Here is a 16,754-nt window from a genome sequence, read left to right as displayed (position 1 = left end):
CCAACGGTCGGGGCAATGGCGAAACCAGGCGGTAAAGCGGCGCTCGCGCCTTTCAGGCCTTACAACGGGGGAGGTTCTCGTTTCTCTCCGCCATTTCAGGCTTTGGCTTCCTCCATTTTGCATCATGTTGACGTAGACACGCACCGACGCTTGGCCGCCGGCGTAATTTGAAGAGGGGATGGCAGCGCCCGATGATGCTGGAAGGATTCGATTCATTTTTGGGCTTTTGGAATAGTTCGGTGCATCCGGCTAAAAATAAACAAGGCCCAGGCAACGAACGGCTCGGCCTGCGCAGCGTTTTGGCGGCTTCGTGTTCGCTTGGTTCCCTCCGGCATTTTCGGTCCGGGACGGCGTCCGGTTTACGAGGCGTGAAGCGGTTTCGGGGCCGCCATAAGAAAAGCGGCGTTCCCCGGCGGGACTTGCCAAGTGATCTCGGAAACATGTATCATTACAAGAGCAGGTATTTAGTGTCATGCTTAAAAAGAGAAGAGAGGGAAGAAGATGCCAACGCCCAGCATGGAGGATTATTTGGAGCGCATCTACAAGCTGATTGACGAAAAAGGATATGCTCGCGTTTCGGACATTGCCGAAGGCCTGGAGGTTCATCCTTCATCCGTAACCAAAATGATTCAAAAACTGGATAAAGACGAGTATCTCATCTACGAAAAATACCGGGGACTCGTGTTGACCAGCAAAGGCAAAAAAATGGGAAAACGCCTGGTTGACCGCCATAAACTCTTGGAAGAGTTTTTGACCATGATCGGCGTGTCCGATGAGCATATCTACACCGACGTGGAAGGGATCGAGCATCATTTAAGCTGGGATTCCATTACGCACATCGAAACGCTTGTAGAATATTTCCGCCGGGATGAGCAGCGTCTTCAGGAATTGCGGAACATTCATAACGAACTAGTGGGCGATTCGTAAAAAAGGCATCTGTCCCTTCTTAAAGAGACGGATGCCTCTTCGTTTTTGGAAGAAGCCCATACAGCACAAGGCAGACGCCGGCCTTTTCCGGCGCGGTGCTCTATGCCTGCAAATCTATTATTTGTGGAGGATTCGTAGAATGAGGTTTTGGAAGTTTCAACGATGGATGGTTCTGGCACTTGTATTGATCCTGATGTTACCCGTCGCCAACGTTCAAGCAAAATCCTCGAAGCCGCCGATCACGATCACATTGGACGGCAACCCCGTCGCCAGCGACGTAGTGCCTTACATCATACCGAAAGTTTACGTGACGATGGTTCCGCTCGGGGTCATCAGCGAAGGTTTGGGAGCAAACGTCAATTGGGAGCAGACCACGAAAACGGTCACGATCAACCAGAACGGTTCGTCGATGTCGCTCACAAACGGCAAAAAAACGGCGCAGGTCAACGGCGCCGACGTTGCGCTCGATGCTTCCGTCCAAATCAAAAACGGCAGAATCATGGTGCCGCTGCGTTTTATCGGCGAAAACCTGGGACTGCAGGTGTTATGGAACCAAACGGCGCAAAACATCGCCTTGATTTCGGGCGCATACATACCTGATCCGGCCGTTCCCGGCAATGGAGGCGGGCAGCAGGCGACGGATCTGCGCGGGGCATGGATCTCGACCGTGACCAATCTCGATTGGCCGACTGCGAAATCCTATGGAAAAATAGATCAGCAAAAGCAGGAGTTCACCGCGATGCTGGACAAACTGCAAGCGATAGGCATCAACGCCGTGTTCGTTCAGGTTCGTCCTGCAGGCGACGCATTGTACCCATCGGACCTGGTGCCATGGTCCAAATATTTGACGGGAACGCAAGGCACGGACCCCGGCTACGATCCGCTGGGTTTCATGATTGAAGAAGCGCATAAACGCGGCATGCAGTTCCATGCCTGGTTCAACCCGTTCCGGGCGAGCATGGACTCCGCCACAAGCAAGCTGGCGGCGAATCATGTGGCGATCCAGCATCCCGACTGGATCGTGAAATCGAACAATCAGCTGATCATCGATCCCGGCCTTCCGGAAGCCCGGCAGCATGTCATCGACGTCATCATGGAAGTCGTCAATAAATACGACATCGACGGCGTTCACCTCGACGATTATTTCTATCCGACAAGCGGAACGTTTAATGACGATGCCGCATTTGCCGCGTACAACACGGCAGGGCTTTCGAAAGCGGACTGGCGGCGCGGCAACATCAACGATTTCGTCGAGCGGCTCGGCCAATCGATCCATGCGGCGAAACCTGCGGTTTCCTTCGGGATCAGCCCGTTCGGCGTATGGCGCAATAAAGCGAAGGATTCGACCGGTTCGGATACGAATGCAGGCATCACCGCATACGACTCCTATTACGCCGACGTCAGAACCTGGATTCAAAACCGCTGGATCGATTATGTAGCTCCGCAAATCTATTGGAGCATGTCGTTCAAAAACGCCCAATACGACAAGCTCGTCGATTGGTGGTCCCATGAGGTGGCGGGCACCGGGGTTGACCTGTACGTCGGCCATGCCGCCTATAAGCTGGGCACTTCGGAAGCCGGCTGGCAGAGCGCCCAGGAGATCATCAATCAGTTGAAATACAATGCGCAGCACGACGAAGTCAAAGGCAGCATCTTTTTCAGGGCGGCCAACCTGATTAACAACCCGCTCGGACTCGTTCCGGCATTGACCGCGTTTTATCAGCAATAATATCGTTCATATGAAGTCATGAATCGACCCCCGTTCTCATACATTATGTTGAATAGATGAGGACGGGGGTTTTTCCTATGCTCATTAATGCGGTATTTGAGGGCGGCGGCGTCAAAGGAATATCGCTTGCGGGAGCCGTTAAAGCGGCGGAGGACGCGGGAGTGGTTTTTAACCGGGTGGCGGGGACCTCTTCGGGGTCCATCGTGGCGGCCCTGCTTGCCGCCGGGTTTACGGCCGGCGAAATGAGCGAAATCATCAAAACGACCCCTTTCCAATCCTTCCTCCACCGCGCCCCTATTTTCAACGCCAAAATCATCGGTCCGGCCGTCCGCCTCTTGCTGAAGAAAGGGCTTTATTCCGGCGAAGCACTCGAATATTGGATTCATCACATATTAAGATCGAAAGGGATCCGCACGTTTTCGGATCTGCCTGCAGGCAAGCTGATGATCATCGCCTCGGATATCACGAACGGCAAAATTTTGGTCCTCCCCGGCGATCTGGCGAAGCTTGGCATCGATCCGGCCGCGTTCGAAGTGTCCAAAGCGATCCGGATGAGCACCAGCATTCCGTATTTTTTTGATCCGGTCATTTTGCGGATGTGCGGAAAAGCCGCCCGCGGCAAAGCATTCAAGGACCAGTTCGTATATGTCGTCGACGGCGGGCTGCTCAGCAACCTTCCGCTGTGGCTGTTCGACGATTCCGCGGAAAACTTCGGGCAGCCTCCGATCCAAACGATCGGTTTTCAAATGGTGGGACGCAGCTCGGGCAGGCCGCATGTGATCCGGGGACCCATCAGCATGCTGACGGCCATGTTCGAAACGATGTTGTCCGCGCATGACGAGCGGTATATCGAGCAGGTGAACCGTTTTCGGACGATCAAAATTCCGACGCTGGGCGTAGGCACGACGCAGTTCCACATCACCCCGGAGGAAACGATGGAGCTGTACGAATCGGGAGTGCAGGCGGGAACGAAGTTTTTTGCGAGGTTCAAGGGATCGGGATCATAAACCGGCAGAGCCGGGGGCTATCCCAGGGCTGAGAGAGGCATTTAGGGACCTGCCTAAAAATAAAAGGCGTTCATCTTCCTGGGGGGAGGATGAGCGCCTTTTGTTTGCAGTTTCGCGGATGCTCCGCCGTATAACGGAGGGAGTCAATGATATTTGGGCTGCTGGTCATCGTTTTTGCCCTTGGAGCCTTCAATGACCTGAAAAGGATAATGCTTTCTTTTGCCATTCGATTGGGAACGTTTTGCCGCGGCCACCTTTTCCATCGTTCGGGCGGAAGGTTTGACCTTCGGTTTTTTGCGGTAACGGGCAGGGGGAAACTTATACAGCAAAAATACGACGCCTATTACGCACAACGGAACGAGAATGTTGCCAAGGCCGGAGCCGCCGGAAAAAACGATATTGACAATCCCGAGTACGGCCAAACCGATGGCGATCCAAAAAATCAGAGCATGCCTTTTCATTTTATCCTCATCCTTTCAGGGGATCCAAGACTCCTGTTCTGACAGGCTGGTTCGTTTCAGGCGCTTTTTCCATCTGCGCGTCCAGCTCGAGCATCCGTTTGAAGGAAGCGATGGAAACTTCCACTTGATCGTCCTTCGGCTCTTTGGTCGTCAACAGCTGCAGCCACAAGCCAGGGTATCCGAGGTACCGGAGCACCGGCACGTCGCGCAGCGCGTTGGTCAATTTCAAAAATTCAAAAGAGACGGCAATGACGACGGGGAGCAGAATGATCCGCTGCAGCACGCGCTGGGTCATGTTATCCCACGGCACGAGGGAATAAATCAGCACGCCCAGGACGATGGTGAGCATCATGAAGCTGCTTCCGCACCGGTAATGAAGGCGGCTGTGCTTTTGCACGTTCGCCACGGTCAGCTCTTCGCCGGCTTCGTACGTCGTGATCACTTTGTGCTCCGCGCCGTGGTATTGAAACAGCCTTTTGATGACGGGAGTTTGGGAAATTCCCCAAAGATAAGCGAGCAGGAGCAGCAGTTTGATGACTCCTTCTATCAGATTATGCAATATATAGTTCTCGAACATCGCCCCGAACAAAAATTTTTCCAAAAAGACGGGGAGCAGCGTCAGCACCAGCTTGCCGACCACGAAGGAGAGCACGCCCACGGCGGAAACGCCGATAATCATGCCGAGGCTCCATTTGGATTCTTCCTTTTGCTTCAGCTTTTCGCGTTCTTCGGGTTCGAGCGTATCGTCCGCAAAAGCATCCGCCGAATAGTTCAAATGTTTCGTCCCTTTGGCGCTCGAATCTATAATGCTTACGATACCGCGCAAGAGCGGAATTTTGCGCAGCTTCCGGATCCAATCCTTGTCCTGCTTGGGTACTTCCAAAAACGTAATCTCTTGATTTTTCCGACGCACGGCTGTCACATTGACATATTTGCCGCCAAACATCACGCCTTCGATGACAGCTTGGCCGCCGTAGCTGACGGGTTTCGATTGTTGCGACAACCAGTTCACCTTCCCTGGATAGATGGATTCAGGATTTTCATTGCATCCCGTGATTGGCTTCCGACTTCCAAAGCGGGATTCCGCACGAAAGTCGGGGTTGATTATTACCATTGTATCGAATTTCAGGTCCGATTTCTAGTTGGTTTAGGCTCGAGGGAAATGAACCATACTAAGGAAAACAAAAGGAGACAGACGAAGATGGCATCTTATGTTGCACCGTTTCGCCAAAAGTCGCAGGAAGGCCCGACCAACCCGCTTACGTTTGGACTCGAACTCGGATGTTTTGCGGGATTCATCTGGGGCGCGATCCATTGGCTGTTTTATACGCTGAACTTTACGAAGGTGATTCCGGGATTTCTGGGGGGGCCGTTTTTTCACCACGGGTTCCTGAAAAGCGGGGCGGGACAGCTTGCCGGCTGGCTGATGTTCATCGCTCTCTCGGCGATCGCATCCGTCATATACGTGCTGTTGTTCCGCAAACTCAAAGGGCCGTGGCCCGGGATCATCTACGGGATCGTCTGGTGGTGCGTCATTTTTGCCGCCGCCGGGCCGCCGCTACATATGACGAAGCCGCTGAACCAGCTCGGCTGGAATTCCATCGTCAGCGAATTTTGCCTTTTTTTGCTGTGGGGACTGTTCATCGGCTATACGATCGCATTCGAATTTACGGATGAACGCATGCGGGAACCGAAGCGGGCAAAGGCTTAAAGCAACCAAAAAAACTTCTCAAGTAGACATTCCCTATGTTAAAATAGCAGATGGTTATTTGACAGTAAGGGTGGGAATACCATTTTGAGAACCATTTGGGTGATCAACGGACCGAATTTGAACCTGCTGGGGCTCCGGGAGCCCGGCGTGTACGGATCCCAAAGCCTTCAATCGATTGAGGAAGGCCTGAGCCGAAAAGCCGAAGCGCTCGGCGTGACGCTCAGTTTTTACCAATCCAATCATGAAGGCGACATCATCGACCGGATCCACGGAGCCTTGGGGCAAGCCGACGGGATCGTCCTGAATCCGGGGGCGCTGACCCATTACAGCTACGCCGTCCGCGACGCCATCAGCTCTGTCCGGATCCCGACGGTGGAAGTGCATTTGTCGAACATCCACGCCCGGGAGGAATTCCGCCATACATCGGTCATTGCTCCGGTGGCTGTCGGGCAAATCGCCGGATTCGGGGCTGTCAGCTACGAGCTGGGATTGATAGCCTTGCTTCGCCACTTGGAGGGCCAGGGACAATAAGCCGCTTTCCTTTTCCATGGACGAAGCTCGCGAGAGAGAGGAGACGAACGAATGAGCAAAGATCGTGTGCTTAAATTGCGTGAAGCGATGCAGCAAAAAAATGTGGAGGCACTTTTCGTTACGAGTGCGATCAACCGGCGTTATTTGACCGGATTTACGGGCTCCTCGGGCTATTGTTTGATTACGATGAACGATGCTTACCTGCTGACCGACTTCCGTTACATGACGCAGGCGTCCGAACAAACGAAGGATTTCCGGGTCGTCGAACACGGGCAGCGGGTGATGGATACCGTGAAGGAACTGCTGGCTGCCGCAAACGTCGGCAAGCTTGCGTTTGAACAGGATGACGTCACGTTCGCCGCCTACAGCGCTTATGCCGAACAGCTTAAACCTGCGGAGCTGGTGCCGGTTTCCGGCCTGGTCGAGCAGCTTCGCATCATCAAGGATGCCGAAGAGCTGAAGGTGATGCAGCGGGCCGCGGATCTTGCGGACGCGACGTTCAAACACATTTTGGACTTTATCAAACCGGGCATGACCGAACGCGAAGTCGATCTGGAGATGGAATTTTTCATGCGCAAAAACGGCGCGACCAGCTCCTCGTTCGATACGATCGTCGCTTCGGGAGAACGCTCCGCGATGCCGCACGGCGTGGCCAGCGGGCGCGTGATCGCGGGGAACGAGCTGATTACGTTCGATTTCGGCGCGCTGCTGGACGGATATTGCTCCGACTTGACCCGCACGATCGCGATCGGCAAACCGGATCCGAAGCTGAAGGAAATTTACGATATCGTGCTGGAAGCCCAATTGCATGCGGTTGCGAACATCAAACCGGGCATGACCGGGCGGGAAGCCGACGCGCTGGCGCGCGACATCATCGCGAAATACGGCTACGGCGACCAATTCGGCCACAGCACGGGGCATGGACTCGGCATGGAAGTGCATGAAAATCCGCGCCTGTCCAAGCTGAGCGACGATATCCTGAAGCCGGGCATGGTCGTGACCGTCGAACCGGGCATCTACATACCGGGCCTTGGCGGCGTGCGCATTGAAGACGATATTGTGATCACGGAAACGGGAAATGCTGTCTTGACGCATTCGCCGAAAGAATATACCGTATTACCGGCGTGATTGAAGCAATATATACTTAATTTTAGGAGGCATTTTTGTGATTTCAGTAAACGACTTTAAAACAGGACTAACGGTAGAAGTGGATGGCGATATTTTTACCGTTCTTGAATTCCAGCACGTAAAACCGGGCAAAGGCGCGGCGTTCGTCCGCTCCAAACTGAAGAACCTGCGCAACGGCAACACGGTTGAGCGCACGTTCCGCGCCGGCGAAACGATCGGCCGCGCGATGATCGAAAACCGCGCCGTTTCGTACCTGTATGCAAGCGGACAAGACCATGTATTCATGGATAACGAAACGTATGACCAGTTCAGCCTGGACAGCAAACAACTGGAATGGGAACTGAACTTCCTGAAAGAAAACATGATCGTAAACATCGTCAGCTATCAAGGCGAAATCCTCGGGATCAACCTGCCGAACAGCGTCGAGCTGAAAGTGGTTGAAACCGAGCCTGGAATCAAAGGCAACACCGCGACGGGCGCAACCAAAAACGCCAAGGTCGAAACCGGCCTTAACGTTCAGGTGCCTCTGTTCATCAACGAAGGCGACGTGCTTCTGATCGATACCCGCGAAGGCAAATACATTTCCCGCGCGTAACGTTTCGGCAGAAACAAAGAAGCGGTTTAATTACGGATTCCCCTCACGAACGGTGAGGGGGATTTTTATATACGCGGCCGCCGCAAAAAAAGTCTACCTACCCGATGAACTTTCGTATTATACTATGTTAAAGCGTAAAAAGACATTTGCATCAATCCATCTCGGTTTTCATGGGCTGTTTGGGCCGATGACGCCATGGATTGGCTTAAATCGGGATTGTCGCAACACTCGATCTCAATCGACATGATCCGGCATGGATCGGAAGGGCGATCGTTCGGATGTTGCGCGATCCTCAAACGAGTGGGGAGTGAATCGAAGTTGTCACTGTACGTCATGAAATTCGGAGGAAGTTCCGTAGGGGATACGGAGCGAATGAAGCGCGTAGCCAAACGCATCGTCGAAAAACAGGATGAAGGGCATCAATGCGTCGTGGTCGTTTCCGCGATGGGGGATACGACGGACGATCTCATTGACCAGGCAAAGCTGCTGAATCCGAATCCTCCGGCACGGGAAATGGATATGCTGATGACGACGGGGGAGCAGATTTCCATAGCCTTGTTGTCGATGGCCATTCACGATCTGGGGCGGAGCGCCGTTTCGCTGACCGGTTGGCAGGCCGGATTCCGGACCGAACCCGTGCACGGAAAAGCGCGGATTACCGATATTTCGCCGGAGCGGGTCATGTCCGCCCTAAATGAAAACCACATCGTCATCGTTGCGGGCTTCCAAGGGATGACGGAAGACGGGGAAATCACGACGCTGGGCCGCGGCGGTTCGGATACGACCGCGGTTGCGCTGGCTGCGGCGATCAAGGCGGACGTGTGCGAAATATACACGGACGTGGACGGCATTTATTCGACGGATCCTAGGATCGTCAAATGCGCGCGCAAGCTTGCGGAAATTTCCTACGACGAAATGCTGGAGCTTGCCAATTTGGGGGCGGCTGTCCTGCATCCGCGGGCAGTGGAATACGCCAAGCATCACAACGTCCAGCTGGTGGTCAGATCCAGCTTTAACTATAACGAAGGCACAGCGGTTAAGGAGGAAACAAGCGTGGAACAGGGAGTTGTAGTAAGCGGCATCGCGTATGACAAAAACGTGGCAAGAATCAGCATCCTCGGCGTGGAGGACGTTCCGGGCGTGCTGGCCCAAGTATTCGGAGCGCTTGCCGAAGCGCAGATCAACGTCGACATCATCGTGCAAAGCGGCGTGCAGGACGGCAAAGCGGACTTTTCCTTTACGACGTCGCTGGCCGAATGCGATCTTGCGCTGGAGGTCATTCAAGGCCTCAGATCGAAGCTGCCGTACCGTGACGTCACCTCTGAACGCGACCTGGTGAAAGTTTCGATCGTCGGAGCGGGCATGATCAGCCATCCGGGCGTAGCCGCCCAAATGTTCGACGTCATCTCGCAGCAAGGCGTCAGCATCAAGATGGTCAGCACCTCGGAAATCAAAACGTCCTGCGTCATCGAAAACGGCAACCTGGAGCAAGTGGTGCGTGCTCTCCATACCGCTTACAACCTGGATACCGACGCGCAGGTTTACGTCGGCGGACCGCAAGTCAGACGTTAAGGATCGATTCCGTTTTAGGATACTAATGAAGAAAAAATATAGAAAAAAGGCCTGAAGCAGAAGCTTCGGGCCTTTTTTTGTTCTCGGGTCAGCAGGGAGCCTTCGCGTATAACGGCGTCAGAATCAAATCGTTTTTGGCGATGGGAACGACCGGCACGGTATCGATTCCGGTGCAGTATTCCACGTCATGGGCATATCCCAGCTTGACCAGCTGTTTGGCGGACGTTCCCTCCATGACGGTTTCGTACAGATTGGCGCGGCATTGCCTGTAGGCGAGTTTCATGGCCAGCCCCAAATCGTTCAGGCGGAGCGGGCCGTCCACCATGGATTCCATGGCATCGATAATCATGCCTGCGCACAACCCGTCCTCCAGCGAAAACTCGTTTCTGCAGCCCGAGCATAGCAGGATGACGTCGCGGTCGAAGGCCGCGAGCGCCGAAGCGACGGCCGTGCCGTTGATGAAGGAGGCCGCCAGAAGTTTGGCTGCCCGCTGCGATTTGAGAAGCCCCCTTGTTCCGTTCGAGGTCGTCAGAACGACAAGTTTGCCCGCAACTTCTTCCGTCATGTAATCGTGAGGGGAATTGCCTGCCTGAAAGCCGGGAATCTTCTTGTAATATCGTTCTCCGCCGACAAAGGTATGTTCGCTTTTTTTGCTTTGGGCTTGGGGGACGGTTTCAACGGGAAGCAGGCCGCAAGCGCCCTTGGCCAACGCCGTGATCATCGTGCTGGTTGCACGCAGCACATCGATGACGGCAGCGCTTTTCTGAATAAAATCCTCCGATCTGATATCGTCCACATTGGCAATCACATCCACCCGCATGGGTCAAATCCTCCTTAAGCCCTTCACTTTATGTGTCCCAATCTCTATCAGCATGTTTTTGCGCGCAGAGAATTGCAACTTCAAAACTAATATATGCAGCAGGCGCGGAAATGTTCCGAACGCTTTTCTCGCAAAACATAACTAAAAAGAGAGACTGCGGCATATCCATATAAAAGATGAACATTTCAATTCAAGGAGGTTTCCCGATTGGACAAGTTCGTGTTAAGTATGGCTACGCTGCGCATGCTCTCCGGCGGCATCGAAATTGCGGCGGCATTGTTCATGTTGAGGCTCGCCCAGGTTGATAAGGCGCTGGCGATCAATTCGCTCCTGGCTTTCGTAGGGCCGACCGTGCTGATCCTGACCACTTCCATCGGCCTGATCGGCCTTGCCGACAAGCTGTCATGGGGCAAGATCGCCTGGATATTCGTAGGGGTTTCCTGTCTCTTAATCGGAATTTTAAAAAAATGATAGATTCGGTCGTCATAATTTTGAAGTACAAGCATAAACATGTGGTATAAAAAACATCTACTAGTCTATAAACGAAAAGCTCACGGACTTAAGAGAAGACAGCTTGGGGGTGGTCGTATTACGAATCCAAACTGGCTAGAACTGTTTCCCGACCGGATCAAGTCCATCCTGCTAAGATTGCCGAGGGAACTCCTCGGGAAGCTGGAAGAGGTTCGGATCCGCGAAGGTAGGCCGCTGGAGGTGAATGAATCGGGCGGGCACCGCTTCGTCACCGAAGAGGGGCAGCCGACGCTGGACGGGGACAAGGCGTACAGGCCCAGCCGCGACGATAGCCGCAGGTTTCTCGATCTGATCAGCAACCATTCCTTATATACCCTGGAGGAGGAACTGCGGAAAGGTTTTATTACGGTCCCGGGCGGGCACCGCATCGGGCTTGCCGGAAGAACGGTCTTATCCGGAGGGAAAGTGGAGCATATCCGGGACATCAGCGGATTCAACATCCGGATCGCCCGGGAAGTGAGGGGGGCCGCAAACGCCATTCTGCCGTTTCTGTACGACGAAAGGGAGCGAAGAATGAAACACGCGCTGATCCTTTCGCCGCCGCAGCACGGGAAAACGACGCTGCTTCGGGATTTGGCAAGGCAGATCAGCTCCGGCGGCATGGAGGCGCCGATTGCGAAGCCCGCGGGCATGAAGGTCGGCATCATCGACGAACGTTCCGAAATTGCCGGCAGCGTGCACGGGGTGCCAAGCTTCGATGTCGGCCCGCGGACCGACGTGATGGATGCGTGCCCGAAAGCCGAAGGCATGATGATGATGATCCGTTCGATGTCGCCGGATGTCCTCATCGTGGACGAGATCGGCAGGGAAGAAGATGCCGAAGCCGTCACCGAGGCGCTGCATGCGGGCATATCCGTCATCGCTTCGGCTCACGGCAGCGCCCCGGAGGAACTCCAAAACCGCCCGGCGATGAAACGGCTGATGGACAACCGGATGTTCGAAGTTTACGTCCTGCTTCACCGCAGCCGCGGCAAAACGGCATTCCGGATCATGGACCGGCAGATGCGCTTGCTCCAGCTTCAGGCAAAGGGGGAAGCCAACCATGCTTAAGCTTTTCGGGGCCGTGCTGATCCTCCTGGCCGGAACGCTTGCAGGATTTCACCAGGCCGCCCGGTTTGCGGCAAGGCCGAAGCAAATCCGCGAACTCATTCTTGCGATGCAAAGGCTCGAAACCGAAATCTCGTACGGCTTTACGCCGCTTCCCGATGCGTTCCGCAGATTGGCCGGGCAGCTCGGGGAACCGCTGCGGAGCATCTTCAAAAGCGCGGCGAACCATATGGCGTCGGGGAGCGGAAATACGGCTCAGGAAAGCATCCAGCGCTCCCTGCACGACCATTGGAAGCGGACCGCGATGAAAGCGCCGGAGCGCGATATTCTCCATCAGCTCAGCTTTACGCTTGGGACAAGCGACAGGCAGGATCAAATCAAGCATATTGCCTTGGCCGCCCAGCAGCTGAAGCATGAAGAAGCACTGGCAAGAGACGAGCAGGCGAAATACGAAAAGATCAGCCGGAGTCTCGGGCTATTGGTTGGAGCATTGATCGTCATTTTGATCTTTTAGCGAGGTGCCAAGGAATGAACTTTGAAGTGAACGCAATTTTCCAGATTGCGGGAATCGGCATCATCATTGCGATGATTCATACGGTACTCAAGCAAATGGGAAAAGAAGATATGGCTCATTGGGTGACGGTCATCGGCTTTGTCGTGGTGCTGTTCATGGTCGTCCGGCTGCTCGATAACCTGCTGCAGGAGATCAAAACCATTTTTCTGTTCCATTAGGGGTTGCTTATGGAAATTATACAGGTGGTGGGTCTTGGACTCATAGCAACGATTCTGATCCTGATCGTCAAAGAGCAAAAGCCGATGTTTGCTTTTCTGCTGGCCGCCGCGACGGGCGTGCTGATCTTCATGTTCCTGATGGGCAAAATCAGCACCGTCGTTTCGGAGCTGGAGCGGATGGCCAGGTCCTCCGGCGTCGAACTGATCTACCTGAAAACGATCCTGAAAATCATCGGCATCGCCTATATCGCCGAATTCGGAGCTCAGGTCGTGCGTGACGCCGGGCAGGAGAATATCGCCTCAAAAATCGAATTGGCAGGCAAAATGCTGATCATGGTCCTTGCGGTACCGATCATCGGCATCATCATCGAAACCGTGCTGAAATTGCTGCCAGCGTAGGAGAAAGTGGGAATACCCATGCTTTTAAAACCGCGCCGGGATACACGGCATTTGATCCTTTTTTTCATCCTGTTTTTGCTCGCGGGGACAACCCGGGTTTTCGCCGATTCCCCGGCCGAAGAGTGGATCAAGCATCAAGCGGAGTCGCTGCCGAAGGACCAGGTCGAAACCTACTGGGAAAGCCTGATGAAGGATTACGGCGGGTTTTTCCCGGATCAAAAAGTGCCTTCCTTTATGGATATCCTGCTTCCCGGAGGAGAAGGCTTCAGCGTCAAAAGCGTTCTGGCGGCGTTAGGTTCCTTCATGTGGCACGAAGTGCTGTACAACGGGAAGCTGCTCGTCACCATCGTCATGCTGAGCATCATGAGCATGATCCTGGAGACGCTGCAATCGGCGTTCGAACGAAAAACCGTCAGCAAGGTCGCTTACGCATTATGTTACATGGTCATCATCGTCCTGGCGATCAACAGCTTCAACGTGGCGATCGGTTACGCCAAAGAAGCGATCGACCGCATGATCGATTTCATGATGGCCATGGTGCCGCTGCTGTTCGCGCTTTTGGCCTCCATGGGCAACGTCATCACGGTTTCGGTCACGCATCCGCTCATCATTTTTATGATCAACACCGTCGGCACGCTCATCCACACGCTGATCTTCCCGCTTCTGTTCTTTTCGGCGGTGCTTCATTTGGTCAGCTCCCTTTCCGACAAATACAAGCTGACGCAGCTGGCCAACTTGCTTCGCAACATCAGCGTAGGGTTTCTCGGCGTACTGTTGACCATTTTTTTGGGCGTCATTTCGGTTCAGGGCATCACGAGCTCCGTGACGGACGGGGTGACGATCCGGGCGGCCAAATACGTGTCCGGAAGCTTCATCCCGGTGGTGGGGAAAATGTTCGCCGATGCAACGGATACCGTCATCTCGGCTTCGCTGCTCATCAAAAACTCCATCGGTTTGGTCGGCGTCATCATCATCCTGTTCCTGTGCGCGTTTCCGGCAATCAAAATATTGGTGCTCGCGTTGATCTACAAGGTATCCGCTGCCGTCATGCAGCCGCTCGGAGACTCGCCGATCACGACCTGCCTGGAAACGATCGGGAAAAGCATGCTGTACGTGTTTGCCGCGCTGGCCGTCGTCGGACTGATGTTTTTCCTGGCGATCACGATCATGCTTACGGCGGGGAACGTCACCGTCATGATGAGGTAAGGAAGGAGGCGTAAGATGGCCTGGCTGAGCAGTTGGCTGAAAGAAGTGATTATGGTGGTTCTGCTGGCCTCCTTCGTGGATCTCATCCTTCCGAGCCGCTCCATGGAGCGTTACGTCAAGCTGGTGCTGAGCCTGCTGATCCTGCTCACGCTCCTCGGGCCGCTGATCAAAATACTGACCGATGCGGCGGACATCAAGATCGCGGCCGTGTTTAACGGCATGAACCAGAGCCACGAGGCCGGAGGAAAAGGCAGCCTGCAGCAGATCATGGACGAAGCGAAGCAGCTGCAAACCCGGCAGCAGAAGCAGTCCCTCGAATGGGCGGCACGCGAAGTCGCCGCGAAGATGAAAGACCAGATCCGCAAGGAAAGCGGGGAGCAAGGCGCGGACGTGGCGGTGGTCCTGGCGATGCCGGAGGGGACGGCGCAGGACGCGAACCAGAGCCCCTATATCAAAAACGTGACCGTCACGATAAAAGCAGGGCCCGCCTCGGAAGAAACGGCTGCCGCCCCGCCGGCGTCCGGCGAAATCCGAATCGATCCGGTGCTCCCCGTGCAGATCGAAATCGGCGGCCCGCCAAAGGAAAATCCAAGCGGCACGGAATCGGGACAGGAAGCGGCGGCGAGCAGCGAGGAGAACGGCGGCGCGAACGCGGAAGCCATCAAACGAATCATCGGAAGCGAATGGGGAATCGACCCGGAGATCATCGCCGTCCGAAACGGAACAGCCGAAAACGGGAAGCTATAAAAAGAGGTGATAAACGTGGGGAAATGGTTCAAGAAACTGGAGCAGTGGATCGGAGGCGGAGGGCAGGGCAGCGGCAGCAGGATCAACACCTTCCGCTGGCTGATCATCGTCGGCCTGATCGGTGTGGCGATCGTCCTCTTCAATTCCTTCGTCAACGTCAAAAAGCTGGATAACGAAAACATCGGCCGCGAACCGCCGGCGCAACCGACCGTCAACGAAAGCTCCCCGGAGCACGGCGGGGAAAGGAACGCCTTCAGCAGCATCGAAGAAGACGCCGAAAACAAGATGAAGGAGATCCTCGAAAAAATCGTCGGAGTGGGCACCGTTGACGTCCTGGTCAACGTGGATTCGACGGAAGAAGTGGTTTACCAGAAAAACATAAAGGATTCGCAGCAGCAATCGGACGAAAACGACGCGAACGGAGGCAAACGCCGCACGACGCAATATACGCGGGACGGGGAAGTGGTTACATACGAGCAGTCAGGCACCCAGGCCCCGATCGTTACGAAGAGGGTGAAACCGCAAATCCGCGGCGTCCTGGTCGTCGCCAAAGGCGCCGAAAACGAGGTCGTCAAACAGCTGATCGTCGATGCGGTCGAAAAAGGGCTGAACGTTCCGGAATACCGGATCTCGGTCGTTCCGCGCAAACAGGGGTAGGCAGCAATTCAAATAATGAGTTCAAATTTGAGGAGGATTTAACGAATGAACAGTAAAAGACAAACGATTTGGTTGGTGTCCATGCTGAGCTTGATGGTTGTGTTATCCGCTTACTACCTGTTTACGGAGGACTCGGGATCGTCGAAAACGCCGAAAACCCCGGTTGCCGACAGCCAGCAGGTGAGCGGCGCGGATAAGTCGTCCGCCAAGGAAACGGCGTCCAAGACGACGACGGAAAGCGGAGTGGAAGTAACCGAAGTGATCACCGACGGCAAAGTCAACGAGAATGCGGCCGCCGCCAAAACGGACGCAGGAAGCGCGGATGCTTCCAAGGAAGCCGCCAAGGACACGGCCAAGGACACGACGAAAGACGCGGCGAAGGATGCTTCAAAAGAAAGCAGCGACAAAACGACGGCTCAGACGGACGGCAAGGACGCCGCTTCCAAGGATGCGGCCGCAGAGGAAAAAACGGCTTCGAAGGGAAAAACGGATAACGGCAAGGAAGCGCAAGCCGGAAAAAGCGACGATGAAGTGCTGAAGGAAGTGGCTGCCCAAAAAAGCTCCGCCTCCAGCCTGTTCGACTCCTACCTGATGGAACGGGACCAAAAAAACGAGTCCAAATATAACGATCTGCTGGCTGCCATGAACGACATGAGCAAGGATCCCGCTGAAACCGCGAAAGCAAGCGAAGAACTGAACGCGCTGGAAACGAAAACAGAAAAAATCAAGGGCATCGAGGAGGAGCTGGAGCATAAATATTCCTTCGCCAACGCGTTTATCAAAGAAGAAAATGATAAATACCAAGTGCTTGTCCTCAGCGACAAACCGGACGTGAAGCAGGCCGTCAGCATCGTTGAACTGGTGATGAAAGAGCTGAACGTCACCCAGGACAAAGTGAGCGTTCAATACATGGCGCCATAAGATGCGGTAAGCACGGAATATGTCGAAAGAGTC

20 protein-coding genes are annotated in these 16,754 nt (G+C 54.5%); 17 read left to right on the top strand and 3 right to left on the bottom strand.

Annotated features, from left to right (window positions below):
• Positions 1-501: 501 nt before the first annotated feature.
• The 3 genes from mntR (at position 502) to KI367_RS00915 (ending at position 3,663) form a co-directional block, all read left to right on the top strand.
• A complete protein-coding gene (gene mntR / locus KI367_RS00925; protein ID WP_036714291.1) occupies positions 502-927 on the top strand; it encodes a transcriptional regulator MntR in 426 nt (141 codons plus the stop codon).
• A 139-nt stretch (positions 928-1,066) separates the two neighbouring features.
• Positions 1,067-2,656, top strand: a complete 1,590-nt coding sequence (locus KI367_RS00920; protein WP_212946949.1) for a family 10 glycosylhydrolase — start codon at positions 1,067-1,069, stop codon at positions 2,654-2,656.
• Positions 2,657-2,733: 77 nt separating this feature from the next.
• On the top strand, positions 2,734-3,663 hold the full coding sequence (locus tag KI367_RS00915) for a patatin-like phospholipase family protein (protein ID WP_212946947.1): 930 nt from the start codon (positions 2,734-2,736) through the stop codon (positions 3,661-3,663).
• 143 nt (positions 3,664-3,806) lie between these two features.
• On the opposite strand, the gene KI367_RS00910 is transcribed toward KI367_RS00915, so the two are convergent.
• The gene (locus KI367_RS00910) at positions 3,807-4,124 is read right to left on the bottom strand and encodes a hypothetical protein (protein WP_212946945.1); all 318 of its coding nucleotides are present in this window, start codon (positions 4,122-4,124) and stop codon (positions 3,807-3,809) included.
• A gap of 7 nt (positions 4,125-4,131) precedes the next feature.
• A complete protein-coding gene (locus tag KI367_RS00905) occupies positions 4,132-5,127 on the bottom strand; it encodes a DUF1385 domain-containing protein (protein WP_036714294.1) in 996 nt (331 codons plus the stop codon).
• A gap of 198 nt (positions 5,128-5,325) precedes the next feature.
• On the opposite strand from KI367_RS00905, the gene KI367_RS00900 reads away from it, so the two are divergent.
• From KI367_RS00900 to KI367_RS00880, 5 genes are all read left to right on the top strand, one after another.
• Positions 5,326-5,835: a YqhR family membrane protein gene (locus KI367_RS00900; RefSeq protein ID WP_212946943.1), complete on the top strand. Its 510-nt coding sequence runs from the start codon at positions 5,326-5,328 to the stop codon at positions 5,833-5,835.
• Positions 5,836-5,919: 84 nt separating this feature from the next.
• Positions 5,920-6,366: a type II 3-dehydroquinate dehydratase gene (gene aroQ / locus KI367_RS00895; RefSeq protein WP_036714296.1), complete on the top strand. Its 447-nt coding sequence runs from the start codon at positions 5,920-5,922 to the stop codon at positions 6,364-6,366.
• 51 nt (positions 6,367-6,417) lie between these two features.
• Positions 6,418-7,494, top strand: coding sequence for a M24 family metallopeptidase (locus tag KI367_RS00890; protein WP_212946942.1), 1,077 nt, complete (start codon positions 6,418-6,420; stop codon positions 7,492-7,494).
• Between the two features lie 37 nt (positions 7,495-7,531).
• Entirely contained in the window at positions 7,532-8,089 is a 558-nt protein-coding gene (gene efp / locus KI367_RS00885; RefSeq protein ID WP_036714300.1) for an elongation factor P, read from the top strand.
• Positions 8,090-8,407: 318 nt separating this feature from the next.
• Positions 8,408-9,661 carry an aspartate kinase gene (locus KI367_RS00880; RefSeq protein WP_212946940.1) on the top strand — a complete coding sequence of 418 codons (1,254 nt, stop codon included), beginning with the start codon at positions 8,408-8,410 and terminating at the stop codon, positions 9,659-9,661.
• An 88-nt stretch (positions 9,662-9,749) separates the two neighbouring features.
• Here the strand turns inward: KI367_RS00880 and KI367_RS00875 are convergent, their stop codons facing one another.
• Complete coding sequence (locus tag KI367_RS00875) at positions 9,750-10,481, bottom strand: 2-phosphosulfolactate phosphatase (protein WP_212946938.1); 732 nt, start codon at positions 10,479-10,481, stop codon at positions 9,750-9,752.
• 207 nt (positions 10,482-10,688) lie between these two features.
• Between KI367_RS00875 and KI367_RS00870 the strand changes: the two genes are divergently transcribed.
• From KI367_RS00870 to KI367_RS00830, 9 genes are all read left to right on the top strand, one after another.
• The gene (locus KI367_RS00870; RefSeq protein WP_373316190.1) at positions 10,689-10,952 is read left to right on the top strand and encodes a YqhV family protein; all 264 of its coding nucleotides are present in this window, start codon (positions 10,689-10,691) and stop codon (positions 10,950-10,952) included.
• 117 nt (positions 10,953-11,069) lie between these two features.
• A complete protein-coding gene (spoIIIAA, locus tag KI367_RS00865; protein WP_505860634.1) occupies positions 11,070-12,062 on the top strand; it encodes a stage III sporulation protein AA in 993 nt (330 codons plus the stop codon).
• On the top strand, positions 12,055-12,573 hold the full coding sequence (spoIIIAB, locus tag KI367_RS00860) for a stage III sporulation protein SpoIIIAB (protein ID WP_036714302.1): 519 nt from the start codon (positions 12,055-12,057) through the stop codon (positions 12,571-12,573). The genes spoIIIAA and spoIIIAB overlap by 8 nt, the downstream gene beginning before the upstream one ends.
• A gap of 14 nt (positions 12,574-12,587) precedes the next feature.
• Positions 12,588-12,791 carry a stage III sporulation protein AC gene (spoIIIAC, locus tag KI367_RS00855; protein WP_036714303.1) on the top strand — a complete coding sequence of 68 codons (204 nt, stop codon included), beginning with the start codon at positions 12,588-12,590 and terminating at the stop codon, positions 12,789-12,791.
• Between the two features lie 9 nt (positions 12,792-12,800).
• Entirely contained in the window at positions 12,801-13,190 is a 390-nt protein-coding gene (gene spoIIIAD / locus KI367_RS00850) for a stage III sporulation protein AD (RefSeq protein ID WP_212946935.1), read from the top strand.
• 18 nt (positions 13,191-13,208) lie between these two features.
• Positions 13,209-14,396, top strand: coding sequence for a stage III sporulation protein AE (gene spoIIIAE, locus KI367_RS00845; RefSeq protein WP_212946934.1), 1,188 nt, complete (start codon positions 13,209-13,211; stop codon positions 14,394-14,396).
• A gap of 15 nt (positions 14,397-14,411) precedes the next feature.
• The gene (spoIIIAF, locus tag KI367_RS00840) at positions 14,412-15,143 is read left to right on the top strand and encodes a stage III sporulation protein AF (RefSeq protein ID WP_212946931.1); all 732 of its coding nucleotides are present in this window, start codon (positions 14,412-14,414) and stop codon (positions 15,141-15,143) included.
• A gap of 15 nt (positions 15,144-15,158) precedes the next feature.
• A complete protein-coding gene (gene spoIIIAG / locus KI367_RS00835) occupies positions 15,159-15,800 on the top strand; it encodes a stage III sporulation protein AG (protein ID WP_212946929.1) in 642 nt (213 codons plus the stop codon).
• Positions 15,801-15,845: 45 nt separating this feature from the next.
• A complete protein-coding gene (locus tag KI367_RS00830) occupies positions 15,846-16,721 on the top strand; it encodes a SpoIIIAH-like family protein (protein WP_212946928.1) in 876 nt (291 codons plus the stop codon).
• Positions 16,722-16,754 lie beyond the last annotated feature (33 nt).

Source organism: Paenibacillus cookii (genome assembly GCF_018333375.1).
Classification (GTDB): Bacteria; Bacillota; Bacilli; order Paenibacillales; family Paenibacillaceae; genus Paenibacillus_AQ; species Paenibacillus_AQ cookii.
This window is presented reverse-complemented; position numbering and strand designations above follow the sequence as displayed.

Excerpts from the sequence above, each read along its gene's own strand:
- spoIIIAF (WP_212946931.1), top strand. The coding sequence starts at position 14,412 with ATGGCCTGGCTGAGCAGTTGGCTGAAAGAAGTGATTATGGTGGTTCTG.
- KI367_RS00830 (WP_212946928.1), top strand. The coding sequence starts at position 15,846 with ATGAACAGTAAAAGACAAACGATTTGGTTGGTGTCCATGCTGAGCTTG.
- KI367_RS00890 (WP_212946942.1), top strand. The coding sequence starts at position 6,418 with ATGAGCAAAGATCGTGTGCTTAAATTGCGTGAAGCGATGCAGCAAAAA.
- KI367_RS00875 (WP_212946938.1), bottom strand. The coding sequence starts at position 10,481 with ATGCGGGTGGATGTGATTGCCAATGTGGACGATATCAGATCGGAGGAT.
- KI367_RS00900 (WP_212946943.1), top strand. The coding sequence starts at position 5,326 with ATGGCATCTTATGTTGCACCGTTTCGCCAAAAGTCGCAGGAAGGCCCG.
- spoIIIAC (WP_036714303.1), top strand. The coding sequence starts at position 12,588 with ATGAACTTTGAAGTGAACGCAATTTTCCAGATTGCGGGAATCGGCATC.
- mntR (WP_036714291.1), top strand. The coding sequence starts at position 502 with ATGCCAACGCCCAGCATGGAGGATTATTTGGAGCGCATCTACAAGCTG.
- spoIIIAB (WP_036714302.1), top strand. The coding sequence starts at position 12,055 with ATGCTTAAGCTTTTCGGGGCCGTGCTGATCCTCCTGGCCGGAACGCTT.
- KI367_RS00910 (WP_212946945.1), bottom strand. The coding sequence starts at position 4,124 with ATGAAAAGGCATGCTCTGATTTTTTGGATCGCCATCGGTTTGGCCGTA.
- spoIIIAD (WP_212946935.1), top strand. The coding sequence starts at position 12,801 with ATGGAAATTATACAGGTGGTGGGTCTTGGACTCATAGCAACGATTCTG.
- KI367_RS00920 (WP_212946949.1), top strand. The coding sequence starts at position 1,067 with ATGAGGTTTTGGAAGTTTCAACGATGGATGGTTCTGGCACTTGTATTG.
- KI367_RS00915 (WP_212946947.1), top strand. The coding sequence starts at position 2,734 with ATGCTCATTAATGCGGTATTTGAGGGCGGCGGCGTCAAAGGAATATCG.
- spoIIIAE (WP_212946934.1), top strand. The coding sequence starts at position 13,209 with ATGCTTTTAAAACCGCGCCGGGATACACGGCATTTGATCCTTTTTTTC.